The organism is Stenotrophomonas sp. GD04145 (assembly GCF_029835135.1).
Classification (GTDB): Bacteria; Pseudomonadota; Gammaproteobacteria; order Xanthomonadales; family Xanthomonadaceae; genus Stenotrophomonas; species Stenotrophomonas maltophilia_P.
In genome coordinates this window covers 1-24,980 of the sequence record NZ_JAODZG010000048.1, presented here as the reverse complement: position 1 = coordinate 24,980, position 24,980 = coordinate 1, and the positions used below count along the sequence as shown (strand labels likewise).

22 protein-coding genes are annotated in these 24,980 nt (G+C 68.4%); 13 read left to right on the top strand and 9 right to left on the bottom strand.

Features of this window, described 5'->3' with window-relative positions:
- Together N7367_RS16690 and N7367_RS16685 are read right to left on the bottom strand one after the other, a co-directional pair.
- Window positions 1–615 (bottom strand): TonB family protein (locus tag N7367_RS16690; RefSeq protein WP_279942814.1); only part of this gene is annotated, 615 nt, incomplete at its 3' end.
- A 254-nt stretch (window positions 616–869) separates the two neighbouring features.
- Window positions 870–1,604, bottom strand: coding sequence for an SIMPL domain-containing protein (locus N7367_RS16685; RefSeq protein ID WP_053516775.1), 735 nt, complete (start codon window positions 1,602–1,604; stop codon window positions 870–872).
- A 129-nt stretch (window positions 1,605–1,733) separates the two neighbouring features.
- Between N7367_RS16685 and N7367_RS16680 the strand changes: the two genes are divergently transcribed.
- From N7367_RS16680 to tldD, 4 genes are read left to right on the top strand one after another with little or no spacing between them, the layout of a single operon-like run.
- Window positions 1,734–2,342 (top strand): Maf family nucleotide pyrophosphatase, encoded by a 609-nt coding sequence (locus N7367_RS16680; RefSeq protein WP_065174871.1) that lies wholly within the window; start codon window positions 1,734–1,736, stop codon window positions 2,340–2,342.
- Entirely contained in the window at window positions 2,335–3,822 is a 1,488-nt protein-coding gene (gene rng / locus N7367_RS16675) for a ribonuclease G (protein WP_053516779.1), read from the top strand. Before N7367_RS16680 ends, rng begins: the two co-directional genes overlap by 8 nt.
- Window positions 3,823–3,852: 30 nt before the next feature.
- The gene (locus N7367_RS16670; RefSeq protein WP_279942813.1) at window positions 3,853–7,707 is read left to right on the top strand and encodes a YhdP family protein; all 3,855 of its coding nucleotides are present in this window, start codon (window positions 3,853–3,855) and stop codon (window positions 7,705–7,707) included.
- Window positions 7,708–7,767: 60 nt separating this feature from the next.
- On the top strand, window positions 7,768–9,213 hold the full coding sequence (gene tldD, locus N7367_RS16665; RefSeq protein WP_065174873.1) for a metalloprotease TldD: 1,446 nt from the start codon (window positions 7,768–7,770) through the stop codon (window positions 9,211–9,213).
- Between the two features lie 41 nt (window positions 9,214–9,254).
- Here tldD and yjgA read toward each other — a convergent pair whose 3' ends face one another.
- A complete protein-coding gene (gene yjgA / locus N7367_RS16660; RefSeq protein WP_279942812.1) occupies window positions 9,255–9,845 on the bottom strand; it encodes a ribosome biogenesis factor YjgA in 591 nt (196 codons plus the stop codon).
- 67 nt (window positions 9,846–9,912) lie between these two features.
- Between yjgA and pmbA the strand changes: the two genes are divergently transcribed.
- Both pmbA and N7367_RS16650 read left to right on the top strand, forming a co-directional pair.
- Window positions 9,913–11,280: a metalloprotease PmbA gene (gene pmbA, locus N7367_RS16655; RefSeq protein ID WP_279942811.1), complete on the top strand. Its 1,368-nt coding sequence runs from the start codon at window positions 9,913–9,915 to the stop codon at window positions 11,278–11,280.
- An 87-nt stretch (window positions 11,281–11,367) separates the two neighbouring features.
- Entirely contained in the window at window positions 11,368–11,742 is a 375-nt protein-coding gene (locus N7367_RS16650; RefSeq protein ID WP_053516791.1) for a DUF4870 domain-containing protein, read from the top strand.
- 62 nt (window positions 11,743–11,804) lie between these two features.
- Here the strand turns inward: N7367_RS16650 and N7367_RS16645 are convergent, their stop codons facing one another.
- The 4 genes from N7367_RS16645 to N7367_RS16630 all read right to left on the bottom strand — a co-directional run bounded on the left by N7367_RS16645 (window position 11,805) and on the right by N7367_RS16630 (window position 16,064).
- A complete protein-coding gene (locus N7367_RS16645; RefSeq protein ID WP_053516794.1) occupies window positions 11,805–12,683 on the bottom strand; it encodes a farnesyl diphosphate synthase in 879 nt (292 codons plus the stop codon).
- Window positions 12,673–12,933: an exodeoxyribonuclease VII small subunit gene (locus N7367_RS16640; RefSeq protein WP_065174877.1), complete on the bottom strand. Its 261-nt coding sequence runs from the start codon at window positions 12,931–12,933 to the stop codon at window positions 12,673–12,675. The genes N7367_RS16645 and N7367_RS16640 overlap by 11 nt, the downstream gene beginning before the upstream one ends.
- 36 nt (window positions 12,934–12,969) lie before the next feature.
- On the bottom strand, window positions 12,970–14,256 hold the full coding sequence (gene tilS, locus N7367_RS16635) for a tRNA lysidine(34) synthetase TilS (protein ID WP_279942810.1): 1,287 nt from the start codon (window positions 14,254–14,256) through the stop codon (window positions 12,970–12,972).
- A 101-nt stretch (window positions 14,257–14,357) separates the two neighbouring features.
- A complete protein-coding gene (locus N7367_RS16630) occupies window positions 14,358–16,064 on the bottom strand; it encodes an alkaline phosphatase (protein WP_279942809.1) in 1,707 nt (568 codons plus the stop codon).
- Between the two features lie 155 nt (window positions 16,065–16,219).
- On the opposite strand from N7367_RS16630, the gene N7367_RS16625 reads away from it, so the two are divergent.
- On the top strand, window positions 16,220–17,554 hold the full coding sequence (locus tag N7367_RS16625) for a dicarboxylate/amino acid:cation symporter (RefSeq protein WP_065181834.1): 1,335 nt from the start codon (window positions 16,220–16,222) through the stop codon (window positions 17,552–17,554).
- A gap of 183 nt (window positions 17,555–17,737) precedes the next feature.
- On the opposite strand, the gene N7367_RS16620 is transcribed toward N7367_RS16625, so the two are convergent.
- A complete protein-coding gene (locus N7367_RS16620) occupies window positions 17,738–18,442 on the bottom strand; it encodes a C40 family peptidase (RefSeq protein ID WP_229765799.1) in 705 nt (234 codons plus the stop codon).
- A gap of 200 nt (window positions 18,443–18,642) precedes the next feature.
- Window positions 18,643–19,182 carry a C40 family peptidase gene (locus tag N7367_RS16615; RefSeq protein WP_263175212.1) on the bottom strand — a complete coding sequence of 180 codons (540 nt, stop codon included), beginning with the start codon at window positions 19,180–19,182 and terminating at the stop codon, window positions 18,643–18,645.
- A gap of 111 nt (window positions 19,183–19,293) precedes the next feature.
- Between N7367_RS16615 and N7367_RS16610 the strand changes: the two genes are divergently transcribed.
- The 6 genes from N7367_RS16610 to N7367_RS16585 form a co-directional block, all read left to right on the top strand.
- Window positions 19,294–19,776, top strand: coding sequence for a peptidylprolyl isomerase (locus tag N7367_RS16610; RefSeq protein ID WP_053516805.1), 483 nt, complete (start codon window positions 19,294–19,296; stop codon window positions 19,774–19,776).
- A 99-nt stretch (window positions 19,777–19,875) separates the two neighbouring features.
- Window positions 19,876–21,120: a DUF418 domain-containing protein gene (locus N7367_RS16605; RefSeq protein WP_279942808.1), complete on the top strand. Its 1,245-nt coding sequence runs from the start codon at window positions 19,876–19,878 to the stop codon at window positions 21,118–21,120.
- A gap of 3 nt (window positions 21,121–21,123) precedes the next feature.
- A complete protein-coding gene (locus N7367_RS16600; RefSeq protein ID WP_065174883.1) occupies window positions 21,124–22,374 on the top strand; it encodes an FAD-dependent oxidoreductase in 1,251 nt (416 codons plus the stop codon).
- Window positions 22,371–23,729 (top strand): glutathione-disulfide reductase, encoded by a 1,359-nt coding sequence (gene gorA / locus N7367_RS16595; RefSeq protein WP_065181838.1) that lies wholly within the window; start codon window positions 22,371–22,373, stop codon window positions 23,727–23,729. Before N7367_RS16600 ends, gorA begins: the two co-directional genes overlap by 4 nt.
- 84 nt (window positions 23,730–23,813) lie before the next feature.
- Window positions 23,814–24,734: a DMT family transporter gene (locus tag N7367_RS16590; protein WP_065181839.1), complete on the top strand. Its 921-nt coding sequence runs from the start codon at window positions 23,814–23,816 to the stop codon at window positions 24,732–24,734.
- Window positions 24,641–24,980 (top strand): MGMT family protein (locus N7367_RS16585; RefSeq protein WP_279942807.1); only part of this gene is annotated, 340 nt, incomplete at its 3' end. The genes N7367_RS16590 and N7367_RS16585, both read left to right, overlap by 94 nt.

The following is a 24,980-nucleotide window of genomic DNA, read 5'->3' as shown; positions in this document are numbered from 1 at the left end:
GATGGCAGGCACCGCCACGCCGTCATGCTGGGCGGGCTCAAACCGCCAGTGGCGCAGCACCTGCTGGCGTGCGGCCTGGTCCAGGCTGCGCGAACCGCTGCTGCGTTCGATGCTGACCGCGACAGGCTGGCCATTGCTGTCCACTTCCACGCGCAGCAGGACCGTGCCCTGTTCGCGGTTGCGCAGCGCGGGGATGGGATAGGCCGGGGGCGGCGCACTGCGGTACTGCAGCTGGGCTCCCGCCAGCGGCGTAGCTGCCGCCGGCGTCGGCGGCGCCATCACCGCGGTCGGTTCGGCGGCCGGCAGGACGATGCCCGGCGTGTCTTCGACCGTTGCGGTGGGGGCTGGCAGCGCCGGTGCGGTCGGCACCGCCTGGGAGCGGGGGGCGACCTTCACCTGTTCGGGTTCGGTGGGCAGGATCGGCGGAGGTTCCGGTGTCTCGACCTTTTCGATCCAGCGGACCGTGGTCGTGTCACGCGGGGCCTGTACCGCCTGGTAGGTGGCGGGGATGAGCAGCAGCAGCAACGCCAGCAGATGCAGTGCGATGGCCGCGCTCCAGGCGGCGATGCGGGCGGGGTCGAAGTGCGCGGATGCAACGGGATACGTACGAACCATGGTCCACCTCCGTGCCAGTGTCGAAAGACGTCAACGCACCAGGGCCGCCATCGGGGTTTGCCGCACGCGGCTGGCAGCCAAGCATTAGCGCGTTGTGGCCGCCATTGCCTAGAGGCATGTCAGGCGATGTTGAACTGGCCTTCATCTACGCAACGGGGCCGGAGACATTTCCGCTGGAAAGGCATCCGGCCCCGTGGGCAGCAGATCAGGGCAGGGCGCTGTCCGGCGGACAGTGCCCCCGCCGTGCCGGGTCGTCAGCGACCCAGCTCGAACACCACGTCCAGGTTGACCGAAACGGTGGATTCGCCTGGCGCGACCGGCGTGGCCTTGTCCATGGCGGCCGAGGCCATCTGTGCCCGCATCATCGGCACCGGGCGGAAGCCGCCGTTGCTGTTTTCAGAGATGCTGACGATGCGGCGCACCTGCAGGCCCAGCGACTTGGCATAGGTCTGGGCGCGCGCCTGTGCCTTCTTCAGCGCGGCCAAGCGGGCTTCGTCATAGACCGGCTCCGGCTGGTCGATCTCGAAGCTGGGGCCGTTGATCTGGTTGGCGCCCTGGGCGGCCAGCGCATCGAGCACCCGGCCCAGCTTGGCGATGTCGCGGACCTTCAGGCTGACGGTGTTGCTGGCCTGGTAGCCGGTGATCTTCGGTGCTTCGTTGTCGGCATAGCGGTACTGCGGGTTGAGGCTGACGCCGCTGGTCTGCACATCGCGCTCGGCGATGCCGGCCGCCTTGATCGCGGCCAGCACCTTGTCCATCTGCTGCGCATTCTGGCGCATGGCGCTGTTGCCGTCGGCGGCCTGGGTGACCACGCCGGCCGACAGGGTCGCCACATCCGGCACACGGGTCGCTTCGGCGTTGGCCGAAATGTTCAGCAGGGTGCCCTCGGCCGGGGCGGCGATCGGCGGCGGCGGGGCGGCATGGGCGGACATCGAGGCTCCAAGGGCGAGGGACAGGGCAAGCAGCAGCGGGGAGGCGGTCAGGCGCATGGGATCTCCTTGTTGTGGCGTGAGGGTGGTGTCGTAGCGATGAACGCGCTGTGAGTCCGTTCGGGGTTGAAGGCACGCGGGAGCAGGTTGCCGACGATTCAGGCGGCGGCCTCAGGTTATGCTGTGCCGATGCTCTATCTTGCTTCCCGCTCCCCCCGACGCAACCAGCTGCTGGCCCGACTCGGACGCCCCTTCCAGGCGCTTGACCTGGAGGTTGTCGAGCAGCGCGCGCCCAGTGAAAGCGCCGAACAGTACGTCTGCCGGGTTGCGGCCGACAAGGCGCGCGCCGGGTTGGCCCGGGTGCTGGCCGATGACCCGGACGCACGGGTGCTGGGCTCGGACACCGAGGTCGTGCTTGATGGCGAGGTGTTCGGCAAGCCGGTCGATGCCGCCGATGCCCGGGCAATGCTGACGCGCCTGGCCGGACGCACGCACCAGGTGATGACGGCCGTGGTGGTGGTCGGCGCGGCCGGGCTGGACAGCGAACTGGTGGTGTCCGAGGTCACGTTCGCTGCGATCGGCGCCGCCGACATCGCCGCCTATGTGGCCACCGGTGAGCCGCTGGACAAGGCCGGGGCCTACGCCATCCAGGGTGGGGCCGAGCGCTGGATCGAACACCTGTCCGGCAGCTACTCCGGTGTGATGGGGCTGCCGCTGCTGCACACCGATCGTCTGCTGGCGCGCTGCGGCGTGCCGGCTCCCATTGCCAACGCCGCCAGGGAGGCTGCAGATGTCTGAGGAAATCCTGGTCAATGTGACCCCACGCGAGACCCGGGTCGCGGTGATCGAGAATGGCATGCTGCAGGAACTGCACATCGAGCGCGGCTGGCGCCGGGGTGTGGTCGGCAACATCTACAAGGGCAAGGTGCAGCGGGTGATGCCGGGCATGCAGGCCGCCTTCGTCGAGGTCGGCCTTGAGCGCGCTGCGTTCCTGCATGCCAACGACGTGGTGCGGCCAGCGCCGGTGGCCAGTGCCGACACCGAGAACACCACCCTGCCGCCACCGGCCAGCGTGCCGATCGTCGAGCTGCTGCGCGACGGCCAGGACATCGTGGTGCAGGTGGTGAAGGATCCCATCGGGACCAAGGGCGCGCGACTGACCACGCAGATCAGCATCCCGTCGCGCTACATGGTGCTGCTGCCGCAATCGAAAGTGGTGGGCGTCTCCGCGCGCATCGAGGACGAGGCCGAGCGCGCGCGCCTGAAGGCGCTGGTGACCGAGTTGTCGGCACAGCACGGCGGCTACGGCTACATCGTGCGCACCAACGCCGAAGGGCAGCCGGCCGAAGCCATCGCCGAAGACATCGCCTATCTGTCGCGGGTCTGGAACGTGGTGGAGCGCCGCGGCCGCGACGCCACCCCCTGCAGCGTGATCTATGAAGACCTGAGCCTGCCGCTGCGTTCGGTGCGCGACCTGATCCGCAAGGACGTGGACAAGGTGAAGGTCGATTCCAAGGAAACGTTCGCGCAGCTGCAGGCTTTCGTGGCCAAGTACATGCCGGTGCTGGCCGAGAAGCTGGAGCTGTACTCCGGCGATCGCCCGATCTTCGACATGTTCGGCGTGGAGGACGAGATCGGCCGCGCGCTGGACAAGCAGGTGCCGCTGAAGTCCGGTGGCTACCTGGTGATCGACCAGACCGAAGCGATGACCACCATCGACGTCAACACCGGGTCGTTCCTGGGCCAGCGCAACCTGGAGGAGACGGTGTTCCGCACCAACCTGGAGGCGGCGCAGGCCGTGGCCAGGCAGCTGCGCCTGCGCAATCTCGGCGGCATCATCATCATCGACTTCATCGACATGGACGATGCCGAGCACCGCCGCCAGGTGCTGCGGACCCTGGAAAAGGCGCTGGCGCGGGACCATGCCAAGACCACGGTCTACGACTTCTCGCCGCTGGGCCTGGTGGAGATGACCCGCAAGCGCACGGTCGAAAGCCTGGAGCGCCAGCTGTCGGAGACCTGCCCGCAGTGCAGCGGTCGCGGCACCATCAAGACCACCGAAACGGTCACCTACGAGATCTTCCGCGAGATCACCCGCGCGGTGCGCCAGTTCGATGCCGCGCGCCTGCTGGTGATCGCGTCGACCAAGGTGGTGGCGCGCATCACCGATGAGGAATCCGCGGCGGTGGCCGAGCTGGAAGAGTTCCTCGGCAAGAGCATCCGCTTCCAGGCGGATGAGCAGTACCTGCAGGAGCAGTTCGATGTTGTGCTGCTCTGATCCACGCCGGCCGAAGGTCGGCGGCGGCCGATGAGCGCGCCGCCGCGCCTGCGACTGCGAAGGATCCGCCGTCATCTCATTGCTGCCTGTGCGGTGGCCCTGGTCGGGCTGGCGCTGCTGGTGGGCACCTTCAGCCAGCTGCTGCCGCTGGCCGAGCGACACCCCGACAGGATCGCCGCCTGGTTGAGCGAGCGCGCAGGCCAGCCGGTCCGTTTCGACCAGCTGGACACGGCGTGGACCCGTCGTGGCCCGCTGCTGCAGCTGAAGGGCCTGCGCATCGGCGCCGGGCAGGGCCTGGCGGTCGGCGAGGCTGAAATCCTGGTGTCGATGTACAGCGGCCTGCTGCCGGGCCGTTCGTTGACCGAGCTGCGTCTGCGCGGCCTGGCCCTGGATCTGCAGCAGAGCGAGGACGGTCGCTGGTCGGTGCGTGGCCTGCCGCAGCCCAGCAGCGGTGGTGACCCGCTGGAGGCGCTGCGCCGGCTGGGCGAGCTGCAGGTGATCGGCGGCCGGCTGGGCGTGCAGGCCCCGGCACTCGGCATCGACACCGTATTGCCGCGTGTCGATCTGCGCCTGCGCGTCAACGGCGACCGCCTGCGGGTAGGCGTGCGGGCGTGGGCCCAGACCGACGCACTGCCGCTGACCGCCGTGCTGGATGTGGACCGTGTGCGTGGCGACGGCGAGGCATGGCTGGGCGCCGATCCCATCGATTTCCGCGCCTGGTCGCCGTTGCTGGCGGCCGGGGGCGTGCGCCTGCGTGAAGGACGCGGCGAACTCAATGTGTGGCTGACCCTGCGCGATTTCGTCCCCGTGGCGCTGACCACCGATTCGGATCTGCGGGATCTGCGCATCGACGGCGCACCGATGCCGGGGCTGGCAGTGCCCCGGCTGCAGTTGCAGCGCATGCAGGCGCTGCTGCGCTGGCAGCGGCAGGCGGACGGATGGGCGATGCAGGTACCGCGCCTGCGGCTGGTGGACGACACCGGCGCGCAGCAGCTTGATGGACTGCAACTGCAGGTCGGCACGCAACTGGGCATCCGCAGCGGGGCGGTGCAGGCCGGCACCGCGCTGCGTGCGCTGGCGCTGAGTGACCGCCTGGAACCTGGCCTGCGGCGCTGGCTGTTCCTGTCAAAGCCGCAGCTGGATCTGCGGGAACTGCAGCTGGCCGGCACGCGCAACGGTCCGCTGTGGGCCCAGGGCGAGCTGCAGTCGCTGGGTTTTGCCAGCGTCGGTGACGCACCTGGCCTGCGAGGGCTGGGCGGCCATTTCGAAGGCGACGCCGATGGCTTCCGCCTGCAGCTGCAGCCGCAGCGCGAGCTTCAGTTCGATTGGCCGACCGGCTTCGGCGTGCGCCATGACCTGCACCTGGCAGGCCAGGTGGTGGGGTGGCGCGACGAAGGCGGCGGCTGGCGCATCGGCACGGCCGCCCTGCGTGTGGAAGGCACGGATTACGCAGCCGATCTGCGCGGTGGTGTCTGGTTCCAGGGCAATGGCACGCGTCCGTGGCTGCAGCTGGCGGCCAAGCTGGACGATGTACCGATGACGGCCGCCAAGCGCTTCTGGATCCATTCCAGGATGAGCAAGGGAGCCACCGACTGGCTGGACATGGCGCTGGCCGGCGGCCAGGTGCGTGATGGTATCGGCCTGGTCACCGGTGACCTCGACGACTGGCCCTTCGACAACAACGACGGGCGGTTCGAGGCCACCGGCCATATCACCCGCGGCGACATCCGCTTCCAGCGCGATTGGCCGCTGATGAGCCAGGTTGACGCCGACATCGCCTTCATCGGTCCTGGCTTCCACATGCAGGGGCGCGGTGACCTGGCAGGCGTGCCGGTGCAGCACTTCGAGGCCGGCATCAAGGATTTCGGCCAGCAGCCGCTGTACGTGCGTGCCGATACCCGCAGCGAAGCCGGAAAGCTGCTGGCGCTGCTGCGGCAGAGCCCGTTGCACCAGGAATACGGCGAGACGCTGGACAACCTGACCGCCGCCGGGCCGGCGCAGGTGACCTTCGACCTGCTGCAGCCGCTGCATGCCGACGAAGGGGGAGGTCACCTGCAGGGCACGGTCGATCTGGCCGGCGTGAAGCTGGTGGAGAAGCGCTTCGCGCTGGAATTCGACAACATGCGTGGGTTGGCCCGCTACGGCAACGGTGGTTTTGCCGCCGAGCAACTGGCGGTGCGCCATCTGGGCCAGGACGGCCAACTGAGCCTGCGCGCGGGTGGGTTCGTGCGTGACCCGAAGCTGGCCTTCGAGTCGGAGCTTTCGGCGCGCCTTGATGCAGGCGTGCTGATTGACCGCGCGCCGGAAATGGCCTGGCTCAAGCCCTACATCACCGGTACCTCGCCCTGGACCATCGCCGTCAACCTGCCGAAGGTCGCGCCAGGCGCGCCTGCTCCTCCCAGCGAACTGCGCCTGCGCTCGGATCTGGCAGGCACGCGCCTGGATCTTCCCGCCCCGCTGGACAAGCCCGCCGACGAGCCACTGGCCACCACCGTGACTGTGCAGCTGCCGATGGGGGATGGCCGCATCGACGTGGCGTTTGGCCAGCGCCTGGCCCTGGCCGCGCGCAGCCATAACAATCAGACCGGCGTGCAGGTGACCCTCGGCAGCGGCCAGGTCGACCGCGAGCCGCCTTCCAGCGGGCTGGCGGTCAACGGTCACAGCCCGACCCTGGACGCGTTGGAGTGGATCGGCCTGGCCCGCGGCGGAGACGGCGACGGCGATCCGATGCCGTTGCGGGCGATCGACGTGCAGGTCGGCCGCTTGATGCTGATCGGAGGGGTGTTCGAGCAGACCCGCCTGCAACTGCGCCCGGGCGCGCAGGCGCTGGATGTGCGCCTGGACGGCCCTTCGCTGGCTGGCCGCCTGAGCGTGCCCAATGCCGAGGGCGGCACCATCAGTGGCCAGCTCGACCGGGTGTACTGGCAGTCACCGCCGGCCGCGTCCGGTGCGCCAGCGGCACCGGCCCGGGCGCAGGCCGGCGCCAACGACATGGATCCGGCCAGACTGCCGCCGTTCGCGCTGGACATCGCCGACCTGAAGTTCGGCAAGGTGGCGCTCGGCCAGGCCGTGCTGCGCACCCGCCCGCGGGGCAACGGCCTGGAGGTGCAGACCCTGCGCTTCCGCGCGCCCGACCAGGAGATCGACATCACCGGCCGCTGGCTGGGCAGCAGCAGCGGCGCCCGCACCGAGCTGAACGCGCAGGTGCGCAGCGAGGATCTCGGCGCGCTGATGCAGAATCTCGACTACGGTGGCCAGCTGCGTGGCGGCGCCGGCCAGGCGCAGCTGCAGGCGTCGTGGAATGGCGGGCCGTCGGACTTCCAGCTGGGCAATCTGCAGGGCCAGCTGGATATCCATGCGCGCAACGGTCAGCTGCTGGAACTGGACCCCGGTGCCGGTCGCGTGCTGGGTCTGCTCAGCGTGGCCCAGCTGCCGCGGCGGCTGATGTTCGACTTCCGTGATTTCTTCTCCAAGGGCTTCGCGTTCAATCAGATCGAGGGCAGCCTGCAGTTCGGCCAGGGCGTGGCCCGCACCGACAAGGTGCTGATCGAAGGGCCTGCGGCGAACATCACCATCCGCGGTCAGGCCGACCTGCGCCAGCAGCAGTTCGACCAGACCATCGACGTCAATCCGCGTGCCGGCAATCTGCTGACCGTGGTCGGCGCAGTGGCCGGTGGCCCGGTCGGGGCGGCGCTGGGGGCGGCGACCAATGCGGTGCTGTCCAAGCCGCTGGGTGAGATCGGCGCCCGTACCTACAAGGTGACCGGTCCCTGGAAGGAGCCGAAGGTGGAGGTGATCGAACGCAGCCGCGAACGGACCCCGCCGGCTCCCGCACCTGCGCCGACCCTTCCACCGGCCGTGACCGACCTGCCGCGGTCGCGCTGAGCGCGGCCTCCCATTCCCTGGGGCTTGCCTGAGTGCCCCTGCATCCCCAGATCGAGAGCCATGACTGATATCGCCCTGACCCTTGCCCAAGACCGCCTGCTGCGCCCCGGCGGCCTGGATACCGCTGGACTGGAGCGCACCTTCGGCCAGCTGCTCGGCCCCGGTGTCGATTTCGGCGACCTCTATTTCCAGCACGCCCGGCGTGAGAGCTGGAGCGTGGAAGACGGCATCGTCAAGGACGGTGCCCATTCCATCGAGCAGGGGGTCGGCGTGCGTGCCATTGCCGGCGAGAAAACCGGCTTCGCCTATTCCGATGACATCCATGCCGATGCGCTGCTGGCGGCGGCGCAGTCGGCACGCGCGATTTCGCGCGAGGGCGGTGCCCAGGCGGGCCGCTCGCTGCTGCGCGGCAATGCACGCGCGCTGTATCCGGCGCTGGATCCGATCGATGGGCTCGGCAACGAGGCCAAGGTTGAAGTGCTCAAGCGCCTGGATGGCTATCTGCGTGCCGCCGATCCGCGGGTGAAGCAGGTGATGGTCAGCCTGTCCGGTGGCGTTGACACCGTGCTCATCGCGCGCAGCGACGGCGTTCTGGGTGCCGACGTCCGCCCCCTGGTGCGCTTGAACGTGCAGGTCATCGTCGAGCAGAACGGTCGCCGCGAGTCCGGCTATGCCGGCGGTGGTGGCCGTTATGGCTACGAAGAACTGTTCGCCGATGGCCGGCCGGAAGCGTTCGCCCGCGAGGCGCTGCGCCAGGCGCTGGTGAACCTGGACGCGGTGCCGGCGCCGGCCGGTGTGATGCCGGTGGTGCTCGGCCCGGGCTGGCCTGGCGTGCTGCTGCATGAAGCGGTCGGCCATGGGCTGGAGGGCGACTTCAACCGCAAGGGCACCAGCGTCTACGCCGGTCGCATCGGCGAGCGCGTGGCGGCCCCGGGGGTGACCATCGTCGATGACGGCACCCTGGACGGCCGTCGCGGCTCGCTGAACGTTGATGACGAAGGCCATCCGACCCAGTGCACGACCTTGATCGAGGACGGCATCCTGGTCGGCTACATGCAGGACAGCCTCAATGCACGGTTGATGGGCATGGCACCGACCGGCAACGCGCGCCGCGAGTCGTTCGCGCACCTGACCATGCCGCGGATGACCAATACCTACATGCGCGCCGGCCAGCACGATCCGCAGGAGATGATCCGCTCGGTGAAGAAGGGGCTGTACGCGGTCAACTTTGGCGGTGGCCAGGTCGACATCACCAGTGGCAAGTATGTGTTCTCGGCCACCGAGGCCTATCTGATCGAGGATGGCCGCATCACCACGCCGGTGAAGGGCGCGACCCTGATCGGCAACGGCCCGGAAACCATGCAGAAGGTGCGCATGGTCGGCAACGACCTGGCCCTGGACGAGGGCGTGGGCATCTGCGGCAAGGACGGGCAGAGCGTGCCGGTGGGTGTCGGCCAGCCCTCGCTGCTGATCGAGGGCCTGACCGTCGGCGGCACCCAGGCCTGAACATGGCAACGGCCCCGGCCAGCGCCCCGGCCGGCGGGGACTCAGTCCTCGTCGGTCGCGTCGTCCAGATTGGCGCCGGTGTCGTCGCCGGTGGCGACCTTCAGGCCAAGCGCGGCCGGCAGCATCAGCCCGCGCAGCACCTGGTAGATCTCGCGGTAGGCGCGCGGCGGCTTGTTCTTCGCCTTCTCGGCCTGGGCGTTGCGCACCAGCGTGCGCAGCTGCTGGCGATCCGCCTGCGGATACTCGTCCAGCAGCGCGGCCAGCGCCTTGTCGCCGTCGTCCAGCAGGCGCTCGCGCCAGTCTTCCACGCGGTGCATCATCGCCACTTCGCGGCGCGAGGTTTCGCTGTTGGCGTCCAGCGCATCGCGGATCGCCTCCAGGGTTTCGTCTTCCTCGCGGCGCATGTGCTTGGCCAGGAACGCCAGCTGCCGCTTGTGGGCGATGTGGGCCGTGATGCGCTTGCACTCGGCGATATGCGGCAGCAGATCCTCCGGAATCGGCAGGCGCGCCAGCTGGGCCGGGGTCAGCGACACCAGCTTCTCACCCAGGGCCAGGACTTCCAGGGCTTCGCCGCGCTTCTGCTTGCGGCTCTTGTCAAGGAATTCACCGGTTTCTTCGTCGCGTCCGCGCATCGTCCACACCTGCTTTCAAAAAAGTCGCCCGGCGTGATGCCGGGCCCAACCTGTACAGGATAAAGCATTGAACGTGATCGCCCCTGAAGTGGTTGTCGGCGACGACAGCCCGGCCCGCCTGGAACGGCTGGCCGACCTTTCCCAGCAGCTGCTCGAGCGTGCCCGTGCGCTGGGGGCCAGCCAGGCCGAGGTCAGCTGCAGCGAGGACCGCGGCCTGGAGGTCAATGTGCGCCTGGGCGAAGTGGAAACCGTACAGTCCACCCGCGACCGCGGCATTGCCGTGACCGTGTACTTCGGCCAGCGCAAGGGCAGCGCCAGCACCGGCGACCTGAACGAGGCCAGCCTGTCGGCCACCGTGGAGCAGGCCTGCGCGATCGCCCGCCACACCGAGGATGATCCGGCCGCCGGACTGGCCGATGCCGGCCTGATGGCCAAAGACTTTCCCGACCTGGACGGCTGGCATCCCTGGGCCCTGCAGGCCGACGAGGCGGTGGACCTGGCGCTGGCCTGCGAGGCCGCCGGGCGCGAGGCCGACGCGCAGATCCGCAACTCCGATGGCGCGGCGGTGTCCACCTCGCAGAGCCTGTCGGTGTACGCCAATTCGCACGGTTTCATTGGCCGTGAGCGCGGCACCCACCATTCGATCGGTTGTGCGCTGATTGCCGGCCAGGGCGATGGCATGCAGCGCGACGGCTGGTACACCAGTGCGCTGGCCAGGCAGGACCTGGAAGATCCGGCCCAGGTCGGCCGCCAGGCCGCCGCGCGTACCGTCGCCCGCCTGCAACCGCGCTCGCTGGCTACGGGCAGCATGCCGGTGCTGTTCGCCCCGGAAGTGGCGCGCAGTCTGGTGGGCCATCTGCTGTCGGCCGTGTCCGGTGGCGCGCTTTACCGCCAGGCCAGCTTCCTGCTGGACAGCGCCGGGCAGCGACTGTTCCCGGACTGGATGCAGATCGACGAGCTGCCGCATCTGCGCCGTGGCCTGCGCTCGGCCGCCTTCGACGGCGATGGCGTGGCGACCCGCGCGTCGGCATTGGTCCGCGATGGTGTGCTGCAGCGCTACGTACTGGGCAGCTACTCGGCCCGCAAGCTGGGCCTGCAGACCACGGCCAATGCCGGCGGCGTGCACAACCTGCAGCTGGCGGCCAACGCCGGGTCGCTGGAAGACATCGCCCGGCAGATGGGCAGCGGCCTGCTGGTGACCGAGCTGATGGGGCAGGGGGTCAATGGCGTGACCGGTGACTACTCGCGGGGGGCCGGTGGCTTCCGTGTCGAGAACGGGGAGATCCAGTACCCGGTGGACGGCATCACCATTGCCGGCAACCTGCGCGAGATGTTCATGGCGATCGAAGCGGTGGGCAGCGATGTCGATCCGCGCTCGCACATCCGGACCGGTTCGATCCTGGTGGGGCGGATGACCATCGCCGGTAATGATTGATGGCGTCGATGGCGTAAGCTATGGCCGCCTGACGCAACCGGCCTGATGCCGGTGGGTCAAGACCACCCAATGAAAAGGAGTTTTGTCGTGAGTGAATTCGATAACGTCCCGCCGCCGCCGCCGGTCACCGCCGATGTCCCGGCAGACCAGCGCACCATGGCCCTGGCCGCGCACCTGCTGGGCATCTTCACCGGTTTCATCGGCGCGCTGATCATCTGGCTGATCAACAAGGACGACGCCGGCAAGTCCTTCGTCACCGACCAGGCCAAGGAAGCGCTGAACTTCCAGATCACCGTGGCCATCGCGATGGTGGTCTGCATCATCCTGACCATCGTGGTCATCGGCGCGATCCTGATGCCGATCGTCGGACTGGTCAGCCTGGTGTTCTGCATCATTGCCGCGGTCAAGGCCAACAACGGCGAAGCCTATCGCTACCCGTTCGCATTGCGCCTGATCAAGTAAGACCGGCTGCATGCGGACATGAAAACGCCCGGCATTGCCGGGCGTTTTCGTTGCGCACCACGTCAGTGATCGCGCTCCACCGCAAGCCTGGCCAGCGCGCGCAGCGCATCGGCCTCTTCGTGGTAGCCCGCCAGAGCAGCCTGCATGCGGGCCGCCAGTTCGCGCAGCTGCGCCTTCGCTCCCTCCATGCCGAGCAGGGCGGGGAAGGTACTCTTGTCCTGCGCCTGGTCCTTGCCTGCCGTCTTGCCCAGCTGCTCGGAGCTGGCTTCGACATCGAGGATGTCATCGCGGACCTGGAACGCCAGGCCGAGTGCATCGGCGAATGCGTCCAGCTGCACCCGCTGCGGCTCCGGCGCATCGCCGCACAATGCGCCCATACGTACCGCGGCACGGATCAGCGCGCCGGTCTTGAGCGCATGCATCCGGGTCAGCGCGGCCAGCGACTGCTGCTGTCCGGTGGCATCGATATCCAGCGCCTGGCCGCCGCACATGCCGGCGGCACCGGAGGCGTGTGCCAGCGCCTGCAGGCAGTCCACGCGCAGTGTTGCCGGCAGTGGTGCCTCGGCCAGCAGGCTGAAGGCGCGGGTCTGCAGGGCGTCGCCGGCCAGGATCGCGGTGGCTTCGTCAAAGGCGATGTGGGTGGTGGGTTTGCCACGGCGCAGGGCATCGTCGTCCATTGCCGGCAGGTCGTCGTGCACCAGCGAATAGGCATGGATCAGTTCCACCGCCATCGCGGCCGCGTCGAGCCTTTCCGGTTGAGCGCCGAACAACTGGCCAGTGGCATAGACCAGCAGCGGACGCATGCGCTTGCCACCGCCGAGGACGGAATGGCGCATGGCCTGGTGCAGCCGCTGCGGTGCATCGGCCGGCGAGGGCAGGGCGGCATCGAGCAGGCTTTCGATCCGGTCGCGCCAGCGCGCGAACGCCGCCTCAGCCGTCATGGCTGGGCGGATCGAAGGGTTCTGCCGTATCGGGCTGTGCCGGATCGCTGAGCAGCCGGACGCGCAGTTCGGCCTGCTCCAGCGCCTGCTGGCACTGGCGGTACAGGCCTACGCCACGTTCGTAAGCACTGAGCGACGCTTCCAGGCTCAGCTCGCCGGTTTCCATCTGCTCCACCAGCTGCTCCAGCGATTCGAGCGACTGCTCGAACTGGGCAACAGGGGAGGCGTTTTCGGGGGACTTCTTGGCCATGCGGCAAGTGTGGACGGCACGCGCGCAGGGGTCAATTCACCAGCCACCCGGCTGCCACCGCAGCTGGGCGTCGTGAGCGTGCAGCCAGGCCTGCAGCGGTGCGGCGATCACCACATCGGCGGCGGCCAGCAGGTTGCCGTCAGCAAACAGCAGCGGCAGCTGCGCGCGCCGCCAGGGGGCCAGATGTTCACGCTGCAGGCAGTCCTTCAAGGCATGTGCGTGGCTGCGTCCCGGCAGCACGATGCGCTCGCCGCCACGCCGTGCACGCACCTGCATCGGCTGCTGGAACATCGCGGCGCCCAGCAGGCGCAGCTGGCCGCCATCTGGCAAGGCCAGAGGCACCCGGCCGTCCCACTCCTCCTGCCAGTCCAGGGGCAGGGCAGGCAGCTCGGCCGGCAGCAGATAGGCATGCTCGCGCCATTGCTGGATGACGTGATCCTGCCAGCGCACCTGCGCCTGCCGGTCGCAAGCGGAGGGCAGCATTTCCTCGAGCATCTGCTGCAGCACCCGCCCCGGCAGCGGTGCCGCGCCATGGCTGGCCACCCAGGTGCGCAGGACGCGTGCGGCGCGTTCCGGCGAGACCTGCCGCAGCAGCTGCAAGGACAGCACGCGCGGGGCTGCCTCCAGGTGTGCGAGCAGTTCAGTGTCCTCCTCCTGCAGAAGGCCGCGGGTGCGTGCGCAATGATCGGCACTGCCGGCCAGGGCCGCTGCGGCGTGCGGCCAGCGCTGGCGCAGCAGCGGCAGCACCTGCAGGCGCAGGAAATTGCGGTCGGCATACGCGTCGTCGTTGCTGGGGTCTTCGATCCAGTGCAGATCGTGGGCCCGCGCATAGTCATGCAGAGCGTCGCGCGGGACCTGCAGCAGCGGCCGCCACAGCCGGTGGCCGGCGAGCATGCTGTCCCCGCTCATTGCCGCCAGGCCATCGACACCGGAACCGCGCAACGCGCGCAGCAGGAAAGTTTCAGCCTGATCGTCCTGATGCTGGGCCAGGGCCAGCGTCTCTCCGTCGCGCAGAGAGGCGACGAAAGCAGCGCGACGCGCCTGCCGGGCTGCACCCTCCAGGCCCAGACCGGTGCCGGTCTCGACCTGCACGCGGTGTACGACCAGTTCGATTCCCAGGGCCGCGCACTGCTGCTGGCAATGGTGGACCCAGGCATCGGCGTCGGACTGCAGCCCGTGATGTACGTGTACAGCGCGCAGTCCCACGCCGGCCGCCTGCGTGCAGCGCCGTAGCCAGTGCAGCAGGACGGTCGAATCCAGGCCGCCGCTGTAGCCGACCAGCAGCGGTGCATCGAGGGAAACCAGGGCGGGGAAGGCAGTCACGGGTGAAGTGTAGGGTGATCGGCGGGGTCGCGCCGCGCCTTCGACTCACGGGCGGGATGCAGCCGGGCATGGCCCGGCTGCACACTGCGTCCGCCGTGCCGTTACTTTCCGTCGGCGCTGCGTTCGAAGGCCTTGGGCGCCGGCAGCTGCACCGGTACGCCCTTGTCATCGCAGGTGCCCGCCTGGCACAGGCGATCGCGCAGCGCCGGCGTTGCCTGCACGATCATGTGATAGATCGTGTTCTGCTCCAGCGTGCCGCGGATCGCCTTGCTGCCGGGACCGCGCGCCCAGATGCCGACGTCCTCGCCACCATGCGATTCGGACTTCATCGGCACCAGCGCTTCCTGCATGTAGTCCGGATGCTCGGTGTCGACATCATGCAGGTCCGGACGCCCCTTGGCCGGCTCGAAGCTGCTCGGGTTGTGCGGGTAGCGCTTGCTGCCCGCCGGCTGCTGGTTGGTGCTGCCGGTGTGGCCCGGTCCATTGGCGTAGCTCAAGGTGGTGTAAGGCTGGCCGTTGCCGTCCAGCGCGTAGTCCAGCTTGCCGGCGCCGTCCTCACCGCCCTTGTCCTTCACCTTGCCCAGGATCGGGTTGCCGCGTGCGGGGTAGCCGACGAAGTTCAGGGTGTGCGAGTGGTCGGCGGTGACGATGATCAGCGTGTCGTCGGCCGACGTCATTTCCGACGCCACCCGCACCGCATCGGACATCGCCACGGTTTCGGTCAGTGCGCGATAGGCATTGCCGCTGTGGTTGGCATGGTCGATGCGAGCGCCTTCGATCATCAGCACGTAACCTTCCTGATGGCGCGACAGATTGGTGATCGCAGCGGCAGTCAGCTCGGCCAGGCTCGGCTCACCGGCCGGATCCTGTGGGCGCTCGTACTCGTAGCGCATGTGGTCCGGCTCGAACAGGCCGAGGATGGCCGGCGCATTTGCGGCGGCGGCCAGCTGCCTGCTGTTCCACACGTAGGCACCCTGCGGATGCGCCTGCTGCCATTCCTGTACCAGGCTGCGGCCATCCAGGCGCTGGCCGACCTTGTCGTCGTATTCCGGATCGCGCTCTTCCACGGTGGTGAATTCACCGCGACCACCGCCGAGCGCGACCAGCGGGCCGCGGCCATAGCGCGACGTGGACAGCAGCTGCTGGGCGATGTCCTTGCAGCCGGCGGCCTTGGCCGCTTCGGTCAGATCGGTGTCATTCTCCCAGTTGCGCTCCGGCGAGTGCGCGTAGGTGGCCGCCGGGGTGGCGTGGGTCAGGCGCGCGGTGGACACGATGCCGGTCGCCAGGCCGGCGCTGTCGGCCAGCTGCAGCCAGGTGAGCAGGCCCTTGGACAGGCTGTCGGCACAATCGGTGCGGGCGCCTGCGCTGACACCGATCGCGCCCATGTGGGTCTTCACGCCGGTGGTGATGGCGGTCATGGTGCCCGCCGAATCAGGGGTCTGCGAGTCGGTGTTGTAGGTCTTGCTGAACGCGGTGGCGGGGAAGCGTTCCCAGGACAGCAGGTTCTCTTCACCCGATCCGCCCTTCTTCTGGCCTTCGTAGATGCGCGCAGCGGCCACGGTGGTCAGGCTCATGCCGTCGCCGAGGAACAGGATGACATTCCGGGCCTTGCCGGCCATCGCGCCATTGGCGGCGGCCTGGGCGGCGCCGCTGCGGTACCACCATTGCGGCGTCTCGCCGGCCGGGTGTGCAACCGGCTCGACGGCGACCTTCAGGCCTGCCGGCGCGGAAGCGGGGGTGGTGCTGGCGCAGGCGCCGAGCAGCAGGGTGGTGGCACACGTGGCCAACAGGGAGACGGAACGGCGCATGGACGCTGGGATCTCACAAACTGTAACGGGACGTTCATTATGCCCGCCATCGCAAGGCACGCCGATGACACACTGATTTGCCGGGCGGACGGTCGTTCTGCGGGCCGCCTTGGGCTATCGTGCCAGCATCCCTTCCTTCCCCCTCTGGATTGCCTATGACGCTGGTCTCTGCCTGGCTGCGGATTCCATTCTGGCAGCGCGTGGTCGGCGGCTTCGTGCTTGGTGCGCTGGCCGGCTGGGCGCTCGGCCCCGCTGCGGAAACGTGGTTCGGTCCGCTCGGTGAGCTGTATGTCACCCTGATCAAGATGATCGCGGTGCCGCTGGTGTTCTTCGCGGTCATCAACGCGATCTCGTCACTGCATGGCCAGAAGTCGGTTGCCGCGCTCAGTGGCCGCACCTTCCTGTGGTTCGTGATCACCGCGGCGTTGGCGGTGTGCGTGGGCCTGGGCGTGGGCACCGTGCTGCAGCCCGGTGCCGGTGGCCTGCAGCTGTCCATGGCCAGCAACTATGTACCGCGCGAGGTTCCCAGCGTGGTACAGGTGCTGCTGGATGTGGTGCCGGCCAACGTCTTCTATGCACTGTCCGGCATCGGCACCCGGGTCAATGCCGCCGGCGAGACCGTGCTGGCCGCTGGCAGGGGCTCGATCCTGCCGGTGATCTTCTTCGCCGGCCTGGTGGGCTTTGCCATCGTCAAGCTGGGCGAGAAGGTGACCGAGGCGCGGAAGCTGGTCGGCCAGATGAGCGACATCATGATCCAGGTGACCCGCTTCGTGCTGGAAGTCACCCCGATCGGTACCTTCGGCCTGATTGCCGGCCTGGTGGGCAGTTACGGTTTCGAAAAGCTGCTGCCGCTGGGGCATTTCGTGCTGGCCCTGTACGTGGCCTGTGCGTTGCACATCGTGGTCGTCTACAGCGCGCTGCTGCTGGCGCACGGCCTGAATCCGCTGAAGTTCTTCCGCGGCGCGGCGCCAGGCATGCAGGTCGCCTTCGTCAGCTCCTCCAGCTTCGCCGCGATGCCGGTGGCGCTGCGTTCGATCACCCACAACCTGGGCGTCAACAAGGACTACGGTGCATTCGCGGTGCCACTGGGTGCGAGCATCAAGATGGACGGCTGCGGCGCGATCTACCCCGCGTTGTGCGCGGTCTTCATCGCCCAGTACAGCGGCGTGCCTTTGACGCCGGAGCAGTACGTGGTGGTGCTGATCGCCTCGGTGCTGGGCAGCTTCGGTACTGCCGGTGTGCCGGGTACGGCCGTGATCATGGCCACCGTCGTGCTCAGTGCCGCCAATCTGCCGCTGGAGACCATCGGTTACCTGTATGCCATCGACCGTATCCTGGACATGATGCGCACCATGACCAACGTGACCGGTCAGATGCTGGTGCCGGTGCTGGTGGCCAAGGAGACCGGCCTGCTCGACCAGTCGGTGTACGACAATCCGTCCAGCAACGTGGGCGTGGATGACCCGGACCCTACGCCACCACGCAGCTGAGACGCCGCGCAGCGGCCTGTCATGCGGAAGATGGAAGGCCCGCCGGACTGGCGGGCCTTTTCGTTGTGGGCGTGCCCGCCGGGCCAGGGAAGGGAAGACGCATCCCAGGCATTCCGCGGGCAACGAAAAAGCCGCTGCAGGGCAGCGGCTTTCAGCTATCAGGCGGTGCCTGGAAAGGCGGCGTCAGAGCTCGACGCGGCGCGCCTGCATGAACTTGTTGCCCCAGTAGCCGCTGAGCAGGGTGTCCACCCGGACATCCTTGCCTGCGCTCGGGGCATGCAGGAAGCGGCCGTCACCCACATAGATGCCGACGTGGTCGACCCGGCCCTTGCGACCGAAGAACACCAGGTCACCCGCGGCCAGGGCGGCACGGTCGTTGATCAGCTCGGCGTTGTTGTCGTGTGCCATCTCGCGGGAGACGCGCGGCAGTTCGATGCCCAGCGCCGAACGGAAGACGTAGCCGACCAGGCCGCTGCAGTCGAAGCCGCTGTCCGGATTGCTGCCACCCCAGCGATAGGGGGTGCCGAGCAGGGTCATCGCCCGCCGCAGCAGCGACTGCACCTTGCCATTGTCGGCGGCGCTGCCGACAACGCTGCCATTGGCAGCGCTGCTGGTGTCGTAGTTGGCGAGCAGGCGGCTCAGATCGCCGGCGACCATGGCCGAGCGGTCCATCAGCGGAATGGTGTCGTTGGCGGCCAGGTGCGGCAGCAGGGCGGCCAGCGTGGCACTGGCGGCTGCATCGGTGCGGCTGCGCTGGGGGGCCGCGGCGTCGGTCTTGCCCGTCACACGTACGCCATTGTCGGTCGCCGGGACCGGAGCAGCGTCGGCGCGTGAGGGAACGGTCTGCGACCAGGCGGGGAGGCTGGTCAGGCACAGTGCCAAGCCCAGAAGAACAGGGCGGACACTACGCGGGGAAGCGGCGGTCTGGCCTTTGCACGTCAGGTCGTCAGTCGTCACGCGTCGGTCACAGAAAAAAAACGATGGGGCATCATGCCCTGTAAAAGCACTGATAAGTTAAAAATTCCGTTATAAAACCGTTATTTCCACTGTGACGTAATTCTCAATTTTGAACATGTCGCCTGTTCATTTTAGCGAAGGACGCGTTTGGCCCCTGTGTAGTGGTCCTTCCAGTAGGGCCCGCTGAGCGAGTCCAGGCGCACCGTGCCGCCGGTGCTGGGGGCGTGCACGAAGCGCCCCTCGCCGACATAGATGCCGACATGGGTGACGTTGCCGCGGCTGCCGAAGAACACCAGGTCACCCGTGGCCAGACGCTTCGGATCGATCCTCGGGCCCTGTACGGCGGCCAGGTCGCGCGAGGTGCGCGGCAGCTTCAGATCCAGCATCTCGCGGTAGACATAGGCGACCAGGCCACTGCAGTCGAAGCCCGATTCGGGGGTGTTGCCGCCGTAACGGTAGGGCGTGCCGACCAGGCTGATGGCACGCATCAGTACTGAATTGGCGGCCTCGGGATTGTCCGGGGTGGTCGCCGGCCAGTGCGCCGACGGCGGGGGCGCCGCCGTCCGGGTGGCCTTGCCGCCGCCGCAGGCGGTCAGCAGCAGGGGCAGGACCAGCAGCAGGGCGGGCGCGGACAGCCGGCGCGGGCCGGACGAAACTGGCGTGATGTGCATGTTCTCCGGATAATGCGCCACCTTGGATTGGCCGTCATGATGGCGGCGTCCCCGCCGGGCGACAACCCGCCCCAACCCGTCTGCCTCCGGCAGAACCAGACAGAGTCGCGCATGAAGATCGAAAAAGACCGCGTTGTCCGCTTCCACTACACCGTTTCCGAAGTCGGCCAGGAGCCGATCGAATCGTCCAAGGACCGCGGCGAGCCGCTGGCGATCCTGATCGGTCACGGCAACATCATCCCGGGCCTGGAAAACGCCATGATGGACAAGGAAGCCGGCGCCACCTTCAGTGTCGACGTCACGGCGGCCGACGCCTATGGCGAGCGCCGCGAAGGCCTGTCCCAGCGCGTGCCGAAGAAGCACTTCGGCAATACCAAGCTGGCGCCGGGCCAGCAGGTCGTGCTGCAGACCAACTTCGGCCCGCGTGCGGTGACCGTGCAGAAGGTCGGCATGAGCGTGGTCGACGTCGATCTCAACCATCCGATGGCCGGCAAGGACCTGCACTTCGACGTGGAAATCGTCGACGTCCGCGAAGCCGGCAAGGAAGAGATCGAGCACGGCCACGTTCACGGCGACGGCGGTCACGCGCACTGATCGCCCTGCGATCGCGACGGCAGCAACGGCCCGCTTCGGCGGGCCGTTGCATGTCTGGAACACCGCGCGCTCGTCCACGGCGCGCAGGCGGGCTGCATAATGAAGGACCTGCCCGCCGGATGTCCTGTGAACAGCGCTTCGTCTTCCCTGCAGCCGGTCGCCTCCGGCGACCGCATCGCCGTGCTGGACATACTGCGCGGGGCCGCGTTGCTGGGCATCCTGCTGATGAACATGGAGGCCTTCAGCGGACCGCTGGACCTGGCATTCACTGGTATCGACGTGCGTTGGCAGGGGATCGATTACTGGGCCGACGCCTTCGTCTATGTGTTCGTGCAGGGCAAGTTCTTCACCCTGTTCTCGCTGCTGTTCGGCGCCGGATTCGCAGTGATGGTACAGCGCGCCGAGACCGCCGGCCGCGAGTTCACTCCGTTCTATCTGCGCCGCAGCGCCGGGCTCATGCTGATCGGCCTGTGCCACGCGCTGCTGGTCTGGTCCGGCGACATCCTGGTGCTCTACGCGCTGGCGTCGCTGCCCCTGCTGGCGTGCCGCGAGGCACCGCGCAGCTGGCTGCCGTGGATGGGCGTCATCGTCTACCTCGGTGGCGCGGCGATGATGCTGCTGCTCGGTGCCATGGTTTCACTGGCGACGCCGCAGGACGCGCAGCAGATGCTGGTCGACGCGCAGCAGAGCATCGCCCGGGAGCGCATGGTCTACGGACACGGCAACTGGATCCAGGCCTGCATCCAGCGCCTGCATGAGTTTGGTTCGTCGATGGGGGCGCTGCTGATCACCGGCCCGGCGGTACTGGGCATGTTCCTGATCGGCAGTGGACTGGCCGGCAGTGGCGCGCTGGCCGCGCCGGAACGCCATCCGCGCCTGTTCGCGGCGCTGCGCTGGGTCGCCTTGCCGCTGGGCCTGCTGGTCACCGTGCTGGGTGTGGCCTGGAAACCCTACCTGGCACCCGGTGCCTACGACCTTGGTGTGACCTCGGCGATGGCGCTGGTGATGATCGGCGCGCTGCCGATGTGCCTGGGCTACCTCGCCTGGATCGTGCAGTGGCGCGCGCGGCTGGGCTGGCTGGCGCCGGTCGGCCGGATGGCGCTGACCCACTACCTGGGGCAGTCGCTGTTGTGCACCTGGGTGTTCTACCACCATGGCCTGGGCTATTTCGACGTGATGCCGCGCAGCGTGCAGCTGCTCTTCGCTGTGCTGCTGTTCGCCGCGCAGGTCGCGCTTTCCCATGCCTGGCTGCGCCGCTTCCGCTTCGGACCGATGGAGTGGCTGTGGCGGGCGATGACCTATCGCCAGTGGCCGCCGATGCGCCGCGGGGCCGGACGGGACTGAGCGATGCAGGGGGCGCGCGATGACGTGATCGTGATCGGTGCCGGTGCCATCGGCCTGGCGACCGCGCTGGCGTTGTGCGGACAGGGACGGCAGGTACGGGTGATCGATCGTGGCCGCGTGGGAGCAGCGACGTCGTACGGCAACTGCGGCACCGTCACGCCCAGTCATGCACCGCCCCTGGCCGCGCCGGGTGTGCCGCTGCGTGCGTTGCGCTGGATGCTCGACCCACGTGCGCCGCTGTATGTGCGCAGCCGCCTCGATCCCGCGCTGTGGCGCTGGCTGCTGCAGTTCAGCGCGCGCTGCAATGCGCGGCATTGGCTGCAGGCCACGCGCGCGCGCGCTGCGCTGTTGAATGATTCCCGCGTGCGCCTGGCCGAATGGGTGGGAACCCATGGGCTGGACTGTGAATTCGAGACGCGCGGCCTGGATTACGTGTTCGGTGATGCACGCAGCTTCGATCAGCATATCGCCCAGTGCGAGGCGCTGGATGCGCACGGCATTGCGACCCGCTGCATCGATGGCGGCCACTACGCACGCGACAATCCGGCGTTCCATGATCGGCTTGCCGGTGCGATCCATTTCCCCGGCGACGCCCAGCTGCGCCCGGACCGTTTCACTGCGGAGCTGGCGCGGGTACTGCGTGCGCAGGGCGTCGAGATCGACGAGCAGGTCGAGATGCAGGGTTTCAGCGGCGACGTACACGGGGTCCGGGTACAGGCCGGCGGACGCACGCTGCGCGCGCGCGAACTGGTGCTGGCCACCGGCCCGTGGTCGCCGCGATGGGCACGGCTGCTCGACCTGCGGGTGCCGATCCAGCCCGGCAAGGGGTACTCGCTGACCTGGTCACGCCCGCCGCTGGTGCCGGCCCGTCCGGCGGTGCTGAAAGATCACTCCGTGTTCGTGATCGCCTGGCGCGACGCGCTGCGACTGGGGGGCACGATGGAATTCGCCGGTGCCGACCCGCAGCTGCGTGCGCAGCGCCTGCAGGCGTTGCAGCTGGCCGCTGATCGCCACCTGCGCATGCCTCGTGGCGCGCAGCTGCAGGAGCAGTGGTGCGGCTGGCGTCCGATGAGCGTGGACGATGTACCGTTGATCGGCCGCGCGCCTGCCCATCCTCACGTCTGGCTTGCGGCAGGGCATGGCATGCTCGGCATCAGCATGAGCGCCGGCACCGGCCAGCTGATCGCCGATCTCGTCTGTGGCCGCACGCCAGCGATCGATCCTGCCCCTTACCGACCCGAGCGATTCCGATGAACACGGCTTCCCATGATTACGACCTGATCGTCCTTGGCGGCGGCTCTGCCGGCCTGGCCGGCGCCATCCGCGCCGCGCAGTACGGCAAGCGCGTGGCGCTGCTGGAACCCGGCGAACTGGGCGGGACCTGCGTCAATGTTGGCTGCGTACCGAAGAAGGCGATGTGGCTGGCCGCCGATCTGCACGAGCGTATCGGCCTGGCAAGCGCGATGGGCTTCGATGTGCCGCCACGACCGGCACTGTCGTGGAAGGAACTGGTGATCCATCGCCAGGCCTACATCAGCAACATCCATACCAGCTACCACAAGCGTCTGGATGAAACCGGCGTCGTCCGCATCCCGGCGCGCGGCCACCTGCTCGACGCGCACACGGTGGCCTGCAGCGACGGGGTGCGCTACACCGCCGACCACATCCTGATCGCCACCGGAGCGCACCCGCAGCGTCCGGACATCCCCGGCGCGGAGCTGGGCCTGGTATCCGACGACTTCTTCGAGTTGCGTGCGGCCCCGGCCGAGGTCGCGATCATCGGCGGCGGCTACATCGCGGTGGAGCTGGCCGGGCTGCTGCAGGCGCTGGGCAGCCGGGTGAGCCTGCTGGTACGCGGCAAGCGCCTGCTGGAACGCTTCGACTACGAGCTGACCGATCAGCTGGCGGAAAACCTCCGCCAGCAGGGCGTGCGCATCTACTTTGATTACCGCCTGCGCGAACTGCAGCGCGACGGTGAGCGCGTCCGCGCCTTCGGCCATGATGGCCCCATGGACAGCGTGTTCGACGCGGTGTTCTTCGCCACCGGCCGCCGTGGCAACAGCCGGGGCCTGGGCCTGGAGGCGCTGGGCATCGACATCGGCGAGCACGAGCAGGTGCAGGTGGATGAATGGCAGACCACGGCGGTACCCAGCATCCATGCCGTGGGGGATATCGCGGGCAAGGTGGGCCTGACCCCGGTGGCGGTGGCTGCATCGCGTCGGCTGATGGACCGTCTGTTCGGTGGCCGCCCACAGTCGAAGATGGACTATGAGAATGTGGCCAGCGTGGTGTTTTCGCATCCGCCGCTGGGGGCGGTTGGCATGGGTGAGGAGGAGGCGCGTGCCTGCTTCAAGCAGGTGACGGTCTATCACAGCCGTTTCCGGCCGATGCTGCAGGCACTGGCCAACGGTACCCAGCGCAGCCTGTTCAAGATGGTCTGCGCCGGGCCGGAAGAGCGCGTGGTGGGAGTGCACCTGCTGGGCGAGGCCGCGGACGAGATCCTGCAGGGCTTCGCGGTGGCGGTGAAGATGGGAGCGACCAAGGCCCAGTTCGATGACACGGTGGCGATCCACCCGACCTCCGCAGAGGAAGTGGTGCTGATGCGCTGACGCTGGGGTTGCCGCGTCGGGCCATGCGACAATGGGCGTCCACACGCACCCCCGGGCCGCCCTGCGCGGCCCGCCGCTGTTCCCATGTCAAGCTCCTCCCCGCGCATCGCCACCGCATCCCCACGCATCGCCCTGGGGGGAATCGGCCTGGCGGCGATCGGCGCCGTTGCCGCATCCGGCAAGGCGGTGATCGTCAAGCTCGGCCTGCGCCACGGTGTCGATGCGACCACGCTGCTGGCGCTGCGCATGCTGATGGCACTGCCCCTGTTCGCACTGATGGCGGTGTGGGCTTCGCGCCGTGTCGAGCCGCTGTCATGGGCAGACCGGGCGCGCGTGCTGTGGCTGGGGTTCACCGGCTACTACCTGTCCAGCCTGCTGGATTTCCAGGGTCTGCAGTACATCAGCGTCACGCTGGAACGATTGATCCTCTACCTCAACCCGACGCTGGTGCTGCTGATCAACGTGCTGCTGGCGCGACAGCGGCCAGGGCGCTGGCAGGTCGCCGCGCTGGTGCTGAGCTACCTGGGGGTGTTGCTGGCGTTCGGCCACGATCTGCAGCGGGAGGGCGGGCAGATCATCGTCGGCAGCCTGCTGGTGCTGGGCAGCGCGCTCAGCTATGCGCTGTACCTGTTCGGCAGCGGCCAGGTGGTGGCACGGATCGGCGCGGTGCGCCTGACCGCCTACGCCAGCTGCGTGGCCAGCGGTCTGGTGCTGCTGCATTTCGCCATCACCCATCCGCTGCCACTGCTGTGGCAGGCACCTGCACCGGTGCAGTGGCTGTCGCTGGTCAACGCCACGGTCTGCACCGTGCTGCCGGTGCTGGCGATCATGCTGGCGGTGCAGCGCGTGGGTTCCTCGCTGGCAGCGCAGGTCGGTATGCTGGGGCCTGTTTCCACCATCGTGATGAGCCTATGGCTGCTCGACGAACCGATGGGGCCGGCGCAGATCGCCGGCACCGTGCTGGTCCTGCTCGGCGTGCTGCTGGTGACGCGTCTGCGCCGCTGACGCCGGCCCAGGCGCGCGCGCGCATCCTGGCGGTGATCCACGCGATCCCGCCCGGACAGGTGATGGGCTATGGACAGGTGGCGATGCGCGCGGGCCTGCCGGGGCGGGCACGCTTGACGGCACGCATTCTCGGCCAGAACGATGACCCGACACTGCCCTGGCACCGCGTGCTGCGCTCTGACGGGCGCATCGCCATGGCGGAGGGGTCGGCGGGCTGGCGGGAACAGTCGCAGCGGCTGCGCGCGG